Below are 12,833 nucleotides of genomic sequence, written 5' to 3'. Positions count from 1 at the left end.
GGTCCCGCGCGATTCAAAACCCCCCGCGAGAGCCTGATCTGACGATGGACGCCTCATTGCCCGCCCATATGCGCCCGGAACGCTCGTTCCAGGGCTTCATCCTCGCGCTCCAGCGGTTCTGGGCCGAGCAGGGCTGCGTGATCTTGCAGCCTTACGACATGGAAATGGGCGCGGGCACCTTCCATCCGGCGACCACCCTGCGCGCGCTCGGGCCAAAGCCATGGAACGCAGCCTATGTGCAGCCCTCGCGTCGGCCCAAGGACGGCCGCTACGGCGAGAACCCCAACCGGATGCAGCACTACTACCAGTTCCAGGTGATCATGAAGCCGTCGCCGCCGAACCTTCAGGAGCTGTACCTGAAGTCGCTCGCGGCGATCGGCATCGATTCCGCCGTGCACGACATCCGCTTTGTCGAGGACGATTGGGAGAGCCCGACGCTGGGCGCCTGGGGCCTGGGGTGGGAGTGCTGGTGCGACGGTATGGAGGTCAGCCAGTTCACCTATTTCCAGCAGGTCGCGGGCTTCGAATGCGCGCCGGTTGCGGGCGAGCTCACCTATGGCCTCGAGCGCCTCGCGATGTACGTGCAGGGCGTCGACCGCGTCTACGACCTCAACTTCAACGGCCGTGATGGCGACTCCAAGGTCACTTATGGAGACGTCTTTCTGCAAGCGGAGCAGGAATATTCGCGGCACAACTTTGAATATGCCGACACCGCGATGCTGTTCGAGCAGTTCAAGATGGCGGAGGCTGCCTGCAAGAAATACCTCGACGCCGGCTGGCGCGAAGGCGGCAACAGCAAGCAGCATCTGATGGCGCTGCCGGCCTATGACCAGTGCATCAAGGCGAGCCATGTCTTCAATCTGCTCGATGCCCGCGGCGTGATCTCCGTGACCGAGCGGCAGAGCTACATTCTGCGCGTGCGTGAGCTGGCCAAGGCTTGCGGCGAGGCCTGGATCCACACTGAAGCGGGCGGAGCGGCCTGATGCCCGATCTTTTGCTTGAACTCTTCTCGGAAGAAATTCCCGCGCGCATGCAGGCCAAGGCGGCCGACGATCTGCGCCGCATGGTCACCGACAAGCTGGTTGCCGAAGGCCTGGTCTACGAGGGCGCGAAAGCCTTCGCGACGCCGCGCCGTCTTGCGCTCACCGTGCACGGCATTCCTGCGCGCCAGCCTGATCTGAAGACCGAGCGCCGCGGCCCCAAAGTCGGCGCGCCCGACGCGGCCGTGCTGGGCTTTCTCAAAGCGACAGGATTGAAGTCGCTGGACGAGGCCAAGATCCAGCGCGACCCCAAGGGTGATTTCTACATCGGCTTGATCGAAAAGCCCGGCCGCGACGCGATCGACGTGCTCGCCGAATTCCTGCCCGTCATCATCCGCACCTTCCCCTGGCCGAAATCGATGCGCTGGGGCGCGCGTTCCGGAAAACCCGGCTCGCTGAACTGGGTGCGTCCGCTGCACGCGATCACCGCGACCTTCGGGCTCGAGACCGAAGAGCCGGATGTCGTGAAGTTTGCGGTGGACGGCATCGAGACCGGCCAAACCACCTACGGCCACCGCTTCCTCGCGCCGGCGCCAATTCAGGTGCGCCGCTTCGAGGACTATGAGGCAAAGCTACTCGATGCCAAGGTCGTGCTCGACCCCGAGCGCCGCAAGGACGCCATCCTCACCGACGCCAAGCAGCTTGCCTTTGCGCAAGGTTTCGAGCTCGTGGAGGACCAGACCCTGCTCGATGAGGTCGCGGGCCTGGTCGAATGGCCGGTCGTGCTGATGGGCTCGTTCGAGCCGGAATTCCTGACAACGCCCGGGGAGGTGATCCGCGCCACCATCCGCAATAACCAGAAGTGCTTTGTCGTCAGCGATCCCAAGACGGGCAAGCTCGCGAGCAAGTTCATCCTGGTCGCCAATATCGAGGCGACTGACGGCGGCAAGACCATCGTCGCCGGCAATGAGCGCGTCATCCGCGCGCGCCTGTCGGACGCGAAGTTCTTCTACGAGACGGACCTCAAGACCAAGCTTGAGGATCGTCTGCCGAAGTTCGAGCAGATCGTGTTCCATGAGAAGCTCGGCACCCAGGCCGCGCGCATCAAGCGCATCGAGCGTCTCGCCGCCGAGATCGCGCCTTTGGTTGGCGCCGATGTCGCCAAGGCGACGCGTGCTGCGCATCTGGCCAAGGCCGATCTGCTGACCGAGGTCGTCGGCGAATTCCCCGAGGTCCAGGGCCTGATGGGCAAGTACTACGCCTTGGCGCAGCGCGAGGACGCCTCCGTCGCCGCTGCGTGCGAAGAGCATTACAAGCCGCAAGGCCCTGCCGATCGCGTCCCGACTGATCCGGTCAGCGTTGCGGTCGCGCTTGCTGACAAGCTCGATACGCTGGTCGGCTTCTGGGCGATCGACGAAAAGCCGACGGGCAGCAAGGACCCCTATGCGCTGCGGAGAGCGGCGCTGGGCGTGATCAGGCTGATTGCCGAGAACGCGCTTCGTCTGTCGTTGATGAAGGTGGCGGAGTCCGCGTTCGCCGGCCTCTCGGTGAAGTCCGCCGATGCGCAGAAGCTTCCGAGCGACCTGCTCGCCTTCTTCGCCGACCGTCTGAAAGTCCAGCTTCGCGAGCAGGGCGCGCGGCACGATCTCGTCGACGCCGTGTTCGCCCTCGGCGGCCAGGACGATCTCTTGATGATCGTGCGCCGCGTCGAGGCGCTCGGAAAATTCCTCGACACTGACGACGGAAAGAACCTGCTCGCCGGCACCAAGCGGGCCAGCAACATCCTTTCGATCGAGGAAAAGAAGGACAAGCGGACCTTCGACGGTGCGCCGGATGCTGCGCTTTACAGCCTCGCTGAGGAAAAGGCGCTTGCCAAGGCGATTGGCGAGGTGAAGGCGGGAGCCGGCGCCGCCGTCGCCAGGGAAGACTTTGCTGCCGCCATGAGCGCGATGGCAAAGCTGCGCCCGCCGGTGGATGCGTTCTTCGACAAGGTCCGCGTCAACGACGAAGATCCGAAGGTGCGCGAGAACCGTCTGAAGCTGCTGAACGAGATCCGCAGCGCCACGCGGGCGGTGGCGGACTTCTCGAAGATCCAGGATTGAGGCGAGGCGAGGCCGCGCAATAAGCACCACCGTGCGCGAAGCGCGAACCATGGTGCGCAATTGCGCACCTGAGAATCTCGAGGTTCCGGGTTCGGTCCTGCGGACCGCCCCGGAACGACGGTGCTCCGAAGCACAAAAAAAGCCCCGCCCGGCGGGGGGAGGACCGGGCGGGGCCTGATGTCCGATTAAACACTGCTCGCGCCAGCCTGATGTGACGCGCCGGACATCGAATGGAGCGGCAGCGTTTTAGTCCAGCACCTCGACGATGCGGCGCGAGCGCGGCTCGACCAGCACGGTTTCGCCATTCACGACGGTATAGCGATAGGTCGTGGCGCCGAAGCGTTGCGGCACGTCATAATAGGTGATGCCGCTCTCGGGGAGGATGGCGCCGACCACCACGCGATCCGGAGTGCGGAAGGCTGGCACGCGTTGTTCGATGACGTATTCGCGGAAGGCCGGCCGCTGTTCGACGGCAATCGTCGGGGCGCTGTCGACCACGGCGGGTGCGCGTCCAATGGTGACATCGCTTTGCGCCTGCGCCGCAAGGGGCGAGCCGATCGCGGCCGCGAGCGCTGCAAGAGCAAGAATCCTGTTCCGCATGGATAACTCCTTCGACGTGATTCTGCGGGACGCGCCAGTGGCGCGACTGCTTGCCAATGCGGGCCTTAAGCCAATGTTCCGGGAAAGACCTGCCGCATTCGCGGCAATTTCGGGCAGTTTTCGTGAGTGCCGGGAACTCGCGGCGCGTCTTGCGCATCTCTACTCCCGGAACCTGGCCGGCTATGATCCGCGCGCGATTCGCCTCACCTCCACAGAAAGATTGTTCATGCACATCACCGTCGCCCACATTTCGCCGATCCTGTCGTTGATTGCGGGCGTGCTCATCCTGATCATGCCGCGGCTGCTCAATCTCGTTGTCGCGATCTTCCTCATCGTCAACGGCGCGATCGGGCTCGGGCTCCTGAAGTGGCTGCGCTTCTAGGCGTTCACTTTTCGGAACTGTCCGACTTGCGCGGGCGCGCCCAAAATGGTGTAAGGCCCGCGATTTCCCATTCCTCTCGCAGGTTGTGTGCAAGCTATGGCCAAAGCCGCCTCGAAGCCCAAGAAAATCCCAGCGAAAATGCCAGCGAAATCAAAGTCCTCCTCCGTCGCGAAAGCCGCGCCGCCGGCCCGCAAGGCGCTGGCCAAGAGCGCGCCGAAGCCGGTCGCCAAATCTGTTGCCAAGCCCGCTGCTAAGCCGGCGGCAAAGGCCGTGAGGAAGGCGGCTGCGCCGAAGGTCGCTGCGAAGCCTGCACCGAAGAAGGCAGCGCCCGCCAAGGCGGCGCCGGCCGCGGCGAAGACCGGCAAATGGGTCTACACGTTCGGCGACGGCAAGGCCGAGGGCCGCTCGGAGATGCGCGACCTGCTCGGCGGCAAGGGCGCCAACCTCGCCGAGATGGCCAATCTCGGCCTGCCGGTGCCTCCCGGCTTCACCATCCCGACCTCGGTCTGCACCTATTTTTACGAGCACGATAAGACCTATCCGAAGGAGCTGAAGCCGCAGGTTGAGAAGGCGCTGGACTATGTCGGCAAGTTGACCGGCAAGGTGTTCGGCGACACCAAGAACCCGCTGCTCGTCTCGGTGCGTTCCGGCGCGCGCGCCTCGATGCCGGGCATGATGGACACCGTGCTCAATCTCGGCCTCAACGACCAGACCGTGGAAGCGCTGGCGGAATTGTCTGGCGACCGCCGCTTCGCCTATGACAGCTATCGCCGCTTCATCACCATGTATTCCGACGTGGTGCTCGGCTTCGAGCATCATCACTTCGAGGAAATCCTCGATACCTTCAAGGATAGCCAGGGCTACACGCTCGACACCGATCTGTCCGCCGAGGACTGGGTCGAATTGGTCGGTAAGTACAAGGACGCGGTCGCGCGCGAGACCGGCAGGGAATTCCCGCAGGATCCGCACGACCAACTCTGGGGCGCGATTGGCGCCGTGTTCTCATCCTGGATGAACGCTCGCGCGGTGACCTACCGCAAGCTGCACGACATTCCGGAATCCTGGGGCACCGCGGTCAACGTACAGGCCATGGTGTTCGGCAACATGGGCGAGACGTCGGCGACCGGCGTTGCCTTCACCCGCAATCCCTCGACCGGCGAGAGCAAGCTCTACGGCGAGTTCCTGATCAACGCGCAAGGCGAGGACGTGGTGGCGGGCATCCGCACGCCGCAGGACATCACCGAGGAGGCGCGCAAGGAGTCGGGCTCCGACAAGGCGTCGATGGAATCGGCGATGCCGGAGGCTTTCAAGGAGTTGACGCGGATCTACACGCTGCTCGAGAAGCACTACCGCGACATGCAGGACATGGAGTTCACGGTCGAGCAGGGCAAGCTCTGGATGCTCCAGACCCGCGGCGGCAAGCGTACCGCCAAGGCGGCGCTGCGCATCGCGGTCGAGCTCGCCAATGAGGGCCTGATCTCGAAGAAGGAAGCGGTGACGCGGATCGATCCCGCTTCGCTCGACCAGCTCCTGCATCCGACCATCGATCCCAACGCCAAGCGCGACGTGATCGCGACCGGCTTGCCGGCGTCCCCGGGTGCTGCCTCCGGCGAGATCGTGTTCTCCTCGGACGAGGCCGCCAAGCTTCAAGGCGACGGGCGCAAGGTCATTCTGGTCCGCATCGAGACCAGCCCCGAAGACATCCACGGCATGCATGCCGCCGAAGGCATTTTGACCACCCGCGGCGGCATGACCTCGCACGCGGCGGTGGTCGCGCGCGGCATGGGCAAGCCTTGTGTCTCCGGCTGCGGCACCATCCGTGTCGATTACGGCCGCGGCACCATGAGCATCGGCTCGCGCACCTTCAAGACCGGAGATGTCATCACCATCGACGGCTCGCTCGGCCAGGTGCTCGCCGGCCGGATGCCGATGATCGAGCCGGAGCTGTCCGGCGAATTCGGCACGCTGATGAATTGGGCCGACCAGGTCCGCAAGATCGGCGTCCGCGTCAATGGCGACACGCCTGATGACGCGCGCACCGCGATCAAGTTCGGCGCCGAAGGCATCGGCCTCTGCCGCACCGAGCACATGTTCTTCGAAGAGACGCGCATCCGCACGGTGCGCGAAATGATCCTCTCCGAGGACGAGCAGTCGCGCCGCGCAGCGCTCGCAAAGCTGCTGCCGATGCAGCGCGCCGACTTCGTCGAGCTGTTCGAGATCATGAAGGGCCTGCCCGTCACGATCCGCCTGCTCGACCCGCCGCTGCACGAGTTCCTGCCGCACACCCATGCCGAGGTCGAGGAAGTGGCGCGCGCCATGAACACCGACCCGCGGCGTCTCGCCGACCGCGCCCGCGAGCTCTCGGAGTTCAATCCGATGCTCGGCTTCCGCGGCTGCCGTATCGCGATCGCCTATCCGGAGATCGCCGAGATGCAGGCGCGCGCGATCTTCGAGGCGGCGGTCGAGGCGCAGAAGCGTACCGGCAAGGCCGTCGGCCTCGAGGTGATGGTACCGCTGATCGCGACCAAGGCCGAGCTCGATCTCGTCAAGGCGCGGATCGATGCCACCGCGCAGGCCGTGATGCGCGAAACCAACACCAAGCTGGCCTATCAGGTCGGCACCATGATCGAGCTGCCGCGCGCCTGTCTGCTCGCGGCGGAGATCGCGGAAAGCGCCGAGTTCTTCTCGTTCGGCACCAACGACCTGACGCAGACGACCTACGGCATCAGCCGCGACGACGCGGCGAGCTTCCTCGGTCCGTACGTCGCGAAGGGCATCCTCTCGGTCGATCCCTTCATATCTTTGGATCAGGAAGGCGTCGGCGAGCTCGTCAAGATCGGTGTCGCCCGCGGCCGCAAGACCCGCGCCTCGCTCAAGGTCGGCATCTGCGGCGAGCACGGCGGCGATCCCGCCTCCGTCGCCTTCTGTCACCATATCGGTCTCGACTACGTCTCCTGCTCGCCCTACCGCGTGCCGATCGCCCGCCTCGCCGCGGCGCAAGCCGCGCTCGGGAAGGAGATCGCGAGCCAGGCGTGAGCAACGCACAATTTGAATGCGAGAGAGGCGGGGCCAAAACCCCGCCTCTCTCATTCTACGCAACGCTCTCTCCACACCGTCATTGCTGTGCATGTTCAATAATTCGCTGATTGGATCGCTCCAGCGGAGGAACGATCCGATGCGAGACAACAGCTATGACCGAACGGTTGAACGCAACTATCTGCAGAAGTGGCGTTTTCTGATTTCGGAGTATGAGGCGGTGAAGGCTGGCCGATCGCCGCTGTTCAAGCGGGTCGGCGACTTCTACCGGCACCACGGGACCTGCTCGCAGACGTTCCGCAAGTATTACAATCGCTATCTGCAGAGCGGCGAGGACGCGGATCTGCTGCCGCGGCGGCGCGGCCCGAAGTGGCGGGAACGGCGCGAGCCGGAAGGGATCGAGGCGGAGATCGTCGCCCATCGCAAGCGGGGGATGAACCGTTATGAGATTCATGCCGTCTTGCGCGAAACGCGCGACACGGTACCTTCGCCGATCACGATCTACCGGGTGCTGAAGCGCCACCGCCTGAACCGCCGCACGCCGGCGATGCGCGAGGAGAAACGCCGTATTATCAAGGACAAGCTCGGGGAGCTGGGCCACGTCGATCTGCATCAATTGCCGCGCGATATGTTCCTCGCGCCACCCCCGGTCACGGCCTACATCATCAGCCTGATCGACAGCTGCTCGCGTCTGGCCTGGGCCGAGGTCCTGACATCCAAGAAGGCGCTGCCGGTCATGTTCAAGACCCTGAAGATGATCAACACCCTCAACGTCACCTATGGGCTCGTCTTCCAGGAAATCCTGTCCGACAACGGCGCCGAGTTCGCCGCCCGCACCAAGCCGGCCGAGCATCCATTCGAGGCCATGCTGCTCGAGCTCGGCATCAAGCACCGCTACACCAGGCCCTATCGGCCGCAGACCAACGGCAAGGTCGAACGCTTCTGGCGTACCCTCGATGACGACGTCATCGAGGGTACGACCTTCGACAACCTGGACCACTTCGCCAATGAACTGTTCGAGTACCTCGTCTACTACAACAACCACAGACCCCATCAGGCCTTGGCAGGACAAACTCCCAAGGCTTTCGCCGCTTCCAAGACCACCGCAATCCAATCAGCGAATTATTGAACATCGACAATTGCGAGGAGCCCTCGCGACGAAGCAATCCAGAATCCCTCGACGAAAAGACTTTGGATTTGCTTCGCTGCGCTCGCAATGACGAGTTCGTGGGACGGCGCCTTTGGGCCTTCACCTCGGCGAAGCCTCGGCGTAGCCGGGTCGCGGGGAATGATACCGGTGATGAGGAAGCGCTTTGCGCGAACGCCAACGCCGGGAACCCATCCCCCGTCCCGTGATGATACGTGCGCGCAAGGGTTCCTTCACCATTCGCGTTGACCAGATGTTTACCGCTTCACGTGGGGCCGCATTTACCAATGCGCCACATCGCCCCGTGAAAACACCTGTCTTCGCTTGCGTGTGCCGCTCGCGCAACGCGGATTAACGCCCCGGCAACCTAAATTGATTACTGACGATAAAGATCGAATTGCACGGATGTACTGAGTTCGATCGGACGAGCGTAAGCGTAGCGTGAGCGTATCGATGTCAGTGTTGCGTAACCATCCGAAGGGCGCGCGGTTCGCGTCCTTCGGTATCGGTCTCTGCATCTTCGCATTGATGCCGAGAGAGACCGGCTATCAGGACATTGCCTCTCTGCTGGCGCGCCAACCCGGCGTCGCCGAGCGTTGGCAGAAGCAGGTGTTCTCCGCGGCGTCCTCGATCCAGCTCGCCACCTACAGCTTTTCGCGCCCCATTGGCACCTCCGCTCCGCAGAGCGCGATGGTTCGGCTCGCGAGCCTCGACGGCCGCGACGTCACCGGCGCGATCAGCCGCAATCCTGCACTTCAAGCGCCGGCGCGCTACCAGTCGTCCGACTTTCCCAAGGTCGATCGCTCCCTGAAAGGTGATCGCCTCGCAATCGTCACGCCGACGCAATCTCCCGAGACGGTCGCGCCAGCTGCGGCGCCCGCCAAGGAAGATCCCGCGACGTCGAACAGCTCGGTGTTCGGCGCCAAGACCGCGGCATCACCTCGGGCGATGTCGCCGGAATCGGCGGCCGCGCTCGACCCCGAGCTCCAGGAAGCGCTGCGCGCACCGCCGCTGCCGCAATATTCCAACCCGCCGCAGGCCAGCGATGCGGCGCCCGCGTTCGCAGTGCAGCCGCTGGAAGCGCTGAAGCGGGCCACGACGCCGGTCGCGCCCGCGCGCGATCCCTTCAGCGTCAAGACCTCGAGCCTGTTCTTCGGCAGCTCCTCGCTTGGCGGCAATCTCGAGACCATTGAGAGCTGGCAGCCCGGGGCTGAGCCGCTGATCGTGACTCCCGACCCCGACATGAAGGTGACGGCCTCGTTGACACCGCCGACGGCGGAGATCGCCAAGGACATCGAGAGCGGCGAGAGCGTTGCTCCGAAGGGCGAGGTCAACGTCGACAACCAGCGCAGCAGATCGCCGGCGGAGCGGCTCGCGCTCGACGACAAGTCGCGCGCGAAGGCGGAGAAGTGCCTCGCCGAAGCCGTCTACTTCGAATCTCGCGGCGAGGCCGTGCGCGGCCAGATCGCGGTGGCGCAGGTGGTGATGAACCGCGTGTTCTCCGGCAAATATCCCGAGACCGTGTGCGGCGTGGTCTACCAGAACAAGTACCGCCATTTCGCCTGCCAGTTCACCTTCGCCTGCGACAACAATCCGGACGTGATCCGCGAGCCCGAAATGTGGGAGCGCGCCAAGAAGATCTCGAAGGCGATGCTGGATGGCCAGATCTGGCTGCCCGAGGTCGGCAAGTCGACGCATTACCACGCCTATTGGGTGCGCCCGTCCTGGGTCGCCGAGATGAAGAAGATGTACAAGACCGGCGTGCACACCTTCTATCGGCCGCGCAACTGGGGCGACGGCAGCGAGGAACCAAGCTGGGGCACCCCGGCCCAGACCGCCGCACTCTCGGCCGAACTCGCGCAGGAAGCCAAGAGCTCGGCCGAAATGGGCGAGCGGCGGTAGCCTACGGCCTGCTGCCGCATGCGCAGCTGCGCTCCCATGCTCCGCTTGCGGGGCGTGGCAAACACATCACGCCTCGATGTCCAACGCGCAGTCGAAGTTCGGCGCCGAATGCGTCAGCGCACCCGCCGATGCGTAATCGACCCCAGTCGCCGCGATGGTCGCGATCGACTCCAGCGTGACGCCGCCGGACGCTTCCAGCTTGAGACGGCCCTCGTTGATCCTGACCGCCTCGCGCAACATCGCAAGATCCATGTTGTCCAGCAGCACGGCGTCAGCCATTCCAGTGTCCAGCACCTCGCGCAGCTGCGCCAGCGTATCCACCTCGATCTCGATCTTGACGAGGTGGCCGGCGTGAGCGCGGGCGCGCTCCAGCACGGGACGGATACCGCCGGCGACCGCGATGTGGTTGTCCTTGATCAGGATGGCATCGTCGAGCCCGAAGCGATGGTTGAAGCCGCCGCCGCAGCGCACCGCGTATTTCTCCAGCGCGCGCAATCCCGGCGTGGTTTTTCGCGTGCAGCAGATGCGCATCCTGGTGCCTTCGGTGCGTGCGACATAGTCCGCCGTGAGCGTGGCTATGCCAGACAAGCGGCCGACGAAGTTCAGCGCGGTCCGCTCCGCCGTGAGAATGGCGCGCGCGGGACCCGAGATCGTCAGCACATGCTGGCCGCGAGCGACCCGCGCGGCATCGCGGACATCTGCGCGCACCTCGATGTCAGGCGACAGCTTCTGCAAGGTTGCGAGCGCCAGCGGCAGCCCGGCGATCACGCCGGACTGGCGCGCGACGAGGATCGCTTGTGCCCTGGTCGTTTCCGGAATCGTCGCAAGCGAGGTGATGTCGCCGGCGCGGCCGAGGTCCTCGTCGAGCGCGCGCTGGACGGCCGCATCGGTCGCGAGCGGAGAGAGAAAGGCATCGGAATTGAGTAGTGAGCTCGGGGTGATCATGGAGTCTCCTCAGGCGATCACGGATTGCGCAATGCGTGGCAGCGAATGCTCGTTCAGGCTCTCCGCGACCTCGCGCGCCGCGGCGAGCGTGGTCATCGTTCTCTGCGCCAGCGCAGAGTTATCGGCCGGATGATCCGAACGGAAATGTGCACCGCGGCTCTCGTGCCGCGTCCAGGCCGCAGCGGCGACGAGCAGGGCGGATGTCGCCATGTTGCGGACAGCGACGTTGCCGGCTTCGTGCTCGAGCGTGGCGAAGTGGCGCACCGCTTGCGCAAGCCCGTCACGGTCGCGGATCACGCCGACATGCGCGCTCATCATCGTGCGCAGCCGCTTCACCGCTGCAGCATCCAGCGTGCCAGAGCGCGGCGTCACCCATGCCTCTGGTAGGCGGGCGGGCGAGGGCACCGTGCGGCCCGCGATGTCGTCGGCAATGCGGGCGGCATAGACGACGGCTTCGAGCAGCGAATTCGAGGCGAGCCGGTTGGCGCCATGCGCCCCGGTCGAGGACACTTCGCCGGCGGCCCAGAGCCCGTCGATCGAGCTGCGGCCGCGCGCGTCCACGGCGATGCCGCCCATGTGGTAGTGCGCGGCGGGCGCAATCGGAATCGGGTGCGTCGCGGGATCGATGCCGGCTGCGATGCAGCTCGCATGCACGGTCGGAAACTTCGTCACGAAGCGCGCGCCCAGCGCCTGCCGCGCATCGAGGAAGGCGCCGCGTCCGGCCGCGATCTCGGCGAACACGCCACGGGCCACGATATCGCGCGGTGCGAGCTCGGCGAGGGGGTGGCGCGCTCTCATGAATCGCTCGCCATTGCCGTCGATCAGCGTCGCGCCTTCGCCGCGCAGCGCTTCGGTGGCGAGCGGTGCCGGGTCGCGGCCGACCATGATGGCGGTGGGGTGGAACTGCACGAATTCAGGGTCGGCGATCACGGCGCCGGCGCGCGCTGCGATCGCAAGGCCCGAGCCGCCCGCTTCCGGCGGGTTGGTGGTGACGGCGTAGAGATGGCCGAGACCGCCGGTCGCCAGCACGACCGTACGTGAGGCGAGCACGACCGGGGCTGCAGCGGGCTTGCCGGCCTCGCGCAATTGGAGGCCGGTGACCGCGCCGTCCTGGGTCAACAGTGCCTCGGCGACAAAACCTTCCATCAGGCGGATCGAGGGCGTGCGACGCACCGCCTCGCTCAGAACCGCGATGATCGCGGCGCCCGCCCCATCGCCGCGCACATGCACGATGCGACGGGCCGAATGCGCAGCTTCGCGTCCGACGGCAAGCCTGCCGTCGAGATCGCGATCGAACGGCACACCATAGGCGAGAAGATCATGGATGCGCGATGCAGCCTCGCGCGCGATCCCGAGTGCGACGGCTTCATCGACAAGTCCGCCGCCGACCGCGATTGTATCGGCGGCGTGCGCCTCCGGCGTATCGCCTTCGGCCACTGCTGCCGCGATGCCGCCTTGTGCCCATGCGGAGGATGCGCCCTGTCCGAGCGGTGCCGCCGAGATCAAGGTCACCGGCCGCGGCGCGAGCTTCAGCGCGCAGAACAGTCCGGCAAGGCCACCGCCGACGATGACGACGTCGTCGCTGCTGCGGATGAGGTTGTGGATGTTGCTTGTTGCCATGGTTTTCTCCAGTCACTCCGCTGTGGTCCCTGCGAAAGCAGGGGCCGATACCTCGCGCCAGAAGTTGCTGGGCGAAGCTCGTTGTTCTTCGCCAAACATCTTCCTGTGGTTATGGGGCC

Annotated in this window: 9 protein-coding genes; 6 read left to right on the top strand and 3 right to left on the bottom strand. The window is 65.1% G+C overall.

The window, feature by feature from the left end:
* The first annotated feature begins 44 nt into the window (after nucleotides 1-44).
* On the top strand, nucleotides 45-983 hold the full coding sequence (locus tag P6U27_RS27565) for a glycine--tRNA ligase subunit alpha (RefSeq protein WP_209294956.1): 939 nt from the start codon (nucleotides 45-47) through the stop codon (nucleotides 981-983).
* Nucleotides 983-3,082, top strand: a complete 2,100-nt coding sequence (gene glyS / locus P6U27_RS27560; protein WP_122404788.1) for a glycine--tRNA ligase subunit beta — start codon at nucleotides 983-985, stop codon at nucleotides 3,080-3,082. Before P6U27_RS27565 ends, glyS begins: the two co-directional genes overlap by 1 nt.
* Before the next feature lie 246 nt (nucleotides 3,083-3,328).
* On the opposite strand, the gene P6U27_RS27555 is transcribed toward glyS, so the two are convergent.
* The gene (locus P6U27_RS27555) at nucleotides 3,329-3,682 is read right to left on the bottom strand and encodes a DUF1236 domain-containing protein (RefSeq protein ID WP_122404787.1); all 354 of its coding nucleotides are present in this window, start codon (nucleotides 3,680-3,682) and stop codon (nucleotides 3,329-3,331) included.
* A 226-nt stretch (nucleotides 3,683-3,908) separates the two neighbouring features.
* On the opposite strand from P6U27_RS27555, the gene P6U27_RS27550 reads away from it, so the two are divergent.
* The 4 genes from P6U27_RS27550 (at nucleotide 3,909) to P6U27_RS27535 (ending at nucleotide 10,149) form a co-directional block, all read left to right on the top strand.
* Nucleotides 3,909-4,064 carry a DUF3096 domain-containing protein gene (locus tag P6U27_RS27550; protein WP_209294955.1) on the top strand — a complete coding sequence of 52 codons (156 nt, stop codon included), beginning with the start codon at nucleotides 3,909-3,911 and terminating at the stop codon, nucleotides 4,062-4,064.
* Nucleotides 4,065-4,160: 96 nt separating this feature from the next.
* Nucleotides 4,161-7,100 (top strand): pyruvate, phosphate dikinase, encoded by a 2,940-nt coding sequence (ppdK, locus tag P6U27_RS27545; protein ID WP_407121791.1) that lies wholly within the window; start codon nucleotides 4,161-4,163, stop codon nucleotides 7,098-7,100.
* Nucleotides 7,101-7,239: 139 nt separating this feature from the next.
* Nucleotides 7,240-8,229, top strand: coding sequence for an integrase core domain-containing protein (locus P6U27_RS27540; RefSeq protein WP_160118749.1), 990 nt, complete (start codon nucleotides 7,240-7,242; stop codon nucleotides 8,227-8,229).
* Between the two features lie 471 nt (nucleotides 8,230-8,700).
* Nucleotides 8,701-10,149 (top strand): cell wall hydrolase, encoded by a 1,449-nt coding sequence (locus tag P6U27_RS27535; RefSeq protein WP_162500399.1) that lies wholly within the window; start codon nucleotides 8,701-8,703, stop codon nucleotides 10,147-10,149.
* Nucleotides 10,150-10,215: 66 nt separating this feature from the next.
* Here the strand turns inward: P6U27_RS27535 and nadC are convergent, their stop codons facing one another.
* Together nadC and P6U27_RS27525 are read right to left on the bottom strand one after the other, a co-directional pair.
* On the bottom strand, nucleotides 10,216-11,094 hold the full coding sequence (nadC, locus tag P6U27_RS27530; RefSeq protein ID WP_122404784.1) for a carboxylating nicotinate-nucleotide diphosphorylase: 879 nt from the start codon (nucleotides 11,092-11,094) through the stop codon (nucleotides 10,216-10,218).
* A 9-nt stretch (nucleotides 11,095-11,103) separates the two neighbouring features.
* The gene (locus tag P6U27_RS27525) at nucleotides 11,104-12,714 is read right to left on the bottom strand and encodes an L-aspartate oxidase (protein WP_407192846.1); all 1,611 of its coding nucleotides are present in this window, start codon (nucleotides 12,712-12,714) and stop codon (nucleotides 11,104-11,106) included.
* Between the last annotated feature and the right edge of the window lie 119 nt (nucleotides 12,715-12,833).

It is taken from the genome of Bradyrhizobium sp. STM 3566, from assembly GCF_045571445.1.
In the GTDB taxonomy this organism is placed as follows: Bacteria; Pseudomonadota; Alphaproteobacteria; order Rhizobiales; family Xanthobacteraceae; genus Bradyrhizobium; species Bradyrhizobium vignae.
The sequence above is the reverse complement of the archived record's forward strand: the minus strand, read 5'-3'. Positions and strand labels throughout refer to the sequence as shown.

Bases quoted from the DNA above. Each gene is read 5' to 3' on its own strand.
- P6U27_RS27540 (WP_160118749.1), top strand. From the start codon at position 7,240: ATGCGAGACAACAGCTATGACCGAACGGTTGAACGCAACTATCTGCAG.
- ppdK (WP_407121791.1), top strand. From the start codon at position 4,161: ATGGCCAAAGCCGCCTCGAAGCCCAAGAAAATCCCAGCGAAAATGCCA.
- P6U27_RS27550 (WP_209294955.1), top strand. From the start codon at position 3,909: ATGCACATCACCGTCGCCCACATTTCGCCGATCCTGTCGTTGATTGCG.
- glyS (WP_122404788.1), top strand. From the start codon at position 983: ATGCCCGATCTTTTGCTTGAACTCTTCTCGGAAGAAATTCCCGCGCGC.
- P6U27_RS27525 (WP_407192846.1), bottom strand. From the start codon at position 12,714: ATGGCAACAAGCAACATCCACAACCTCATCCGCAGCAGCGACGACGTC.
- nadC (WP_122404784.1), bottom strand. From the start codon at position 11,094: ATGATCACCCCGAGCTCACTACTCAATTCCGATGCCTTTCTCTCTCCG.
- P6U27_RS27565 (WP_209294956.1), top strand. From the start codon at position 45: ATGGACGCCTCATTGCCCGCCCATATGCGCCCGGAACGCTCGTTCCAG.
- P6U27_RS27555 (WP_122404787.1), bottom strand. From the start codon at position 3,682: ATGCGGAACAGGATTCTTGCTCTTGCAGCGCTCGCGGCCGCGATCGGC.
- P6U27_RS27535 (WP_162500399.1), top strand. From the start codon at position 8,701: ATGTCAGTGTTGCGTAACCATCCGAAGGGCGCGCGGTTCGCGTCCTTC.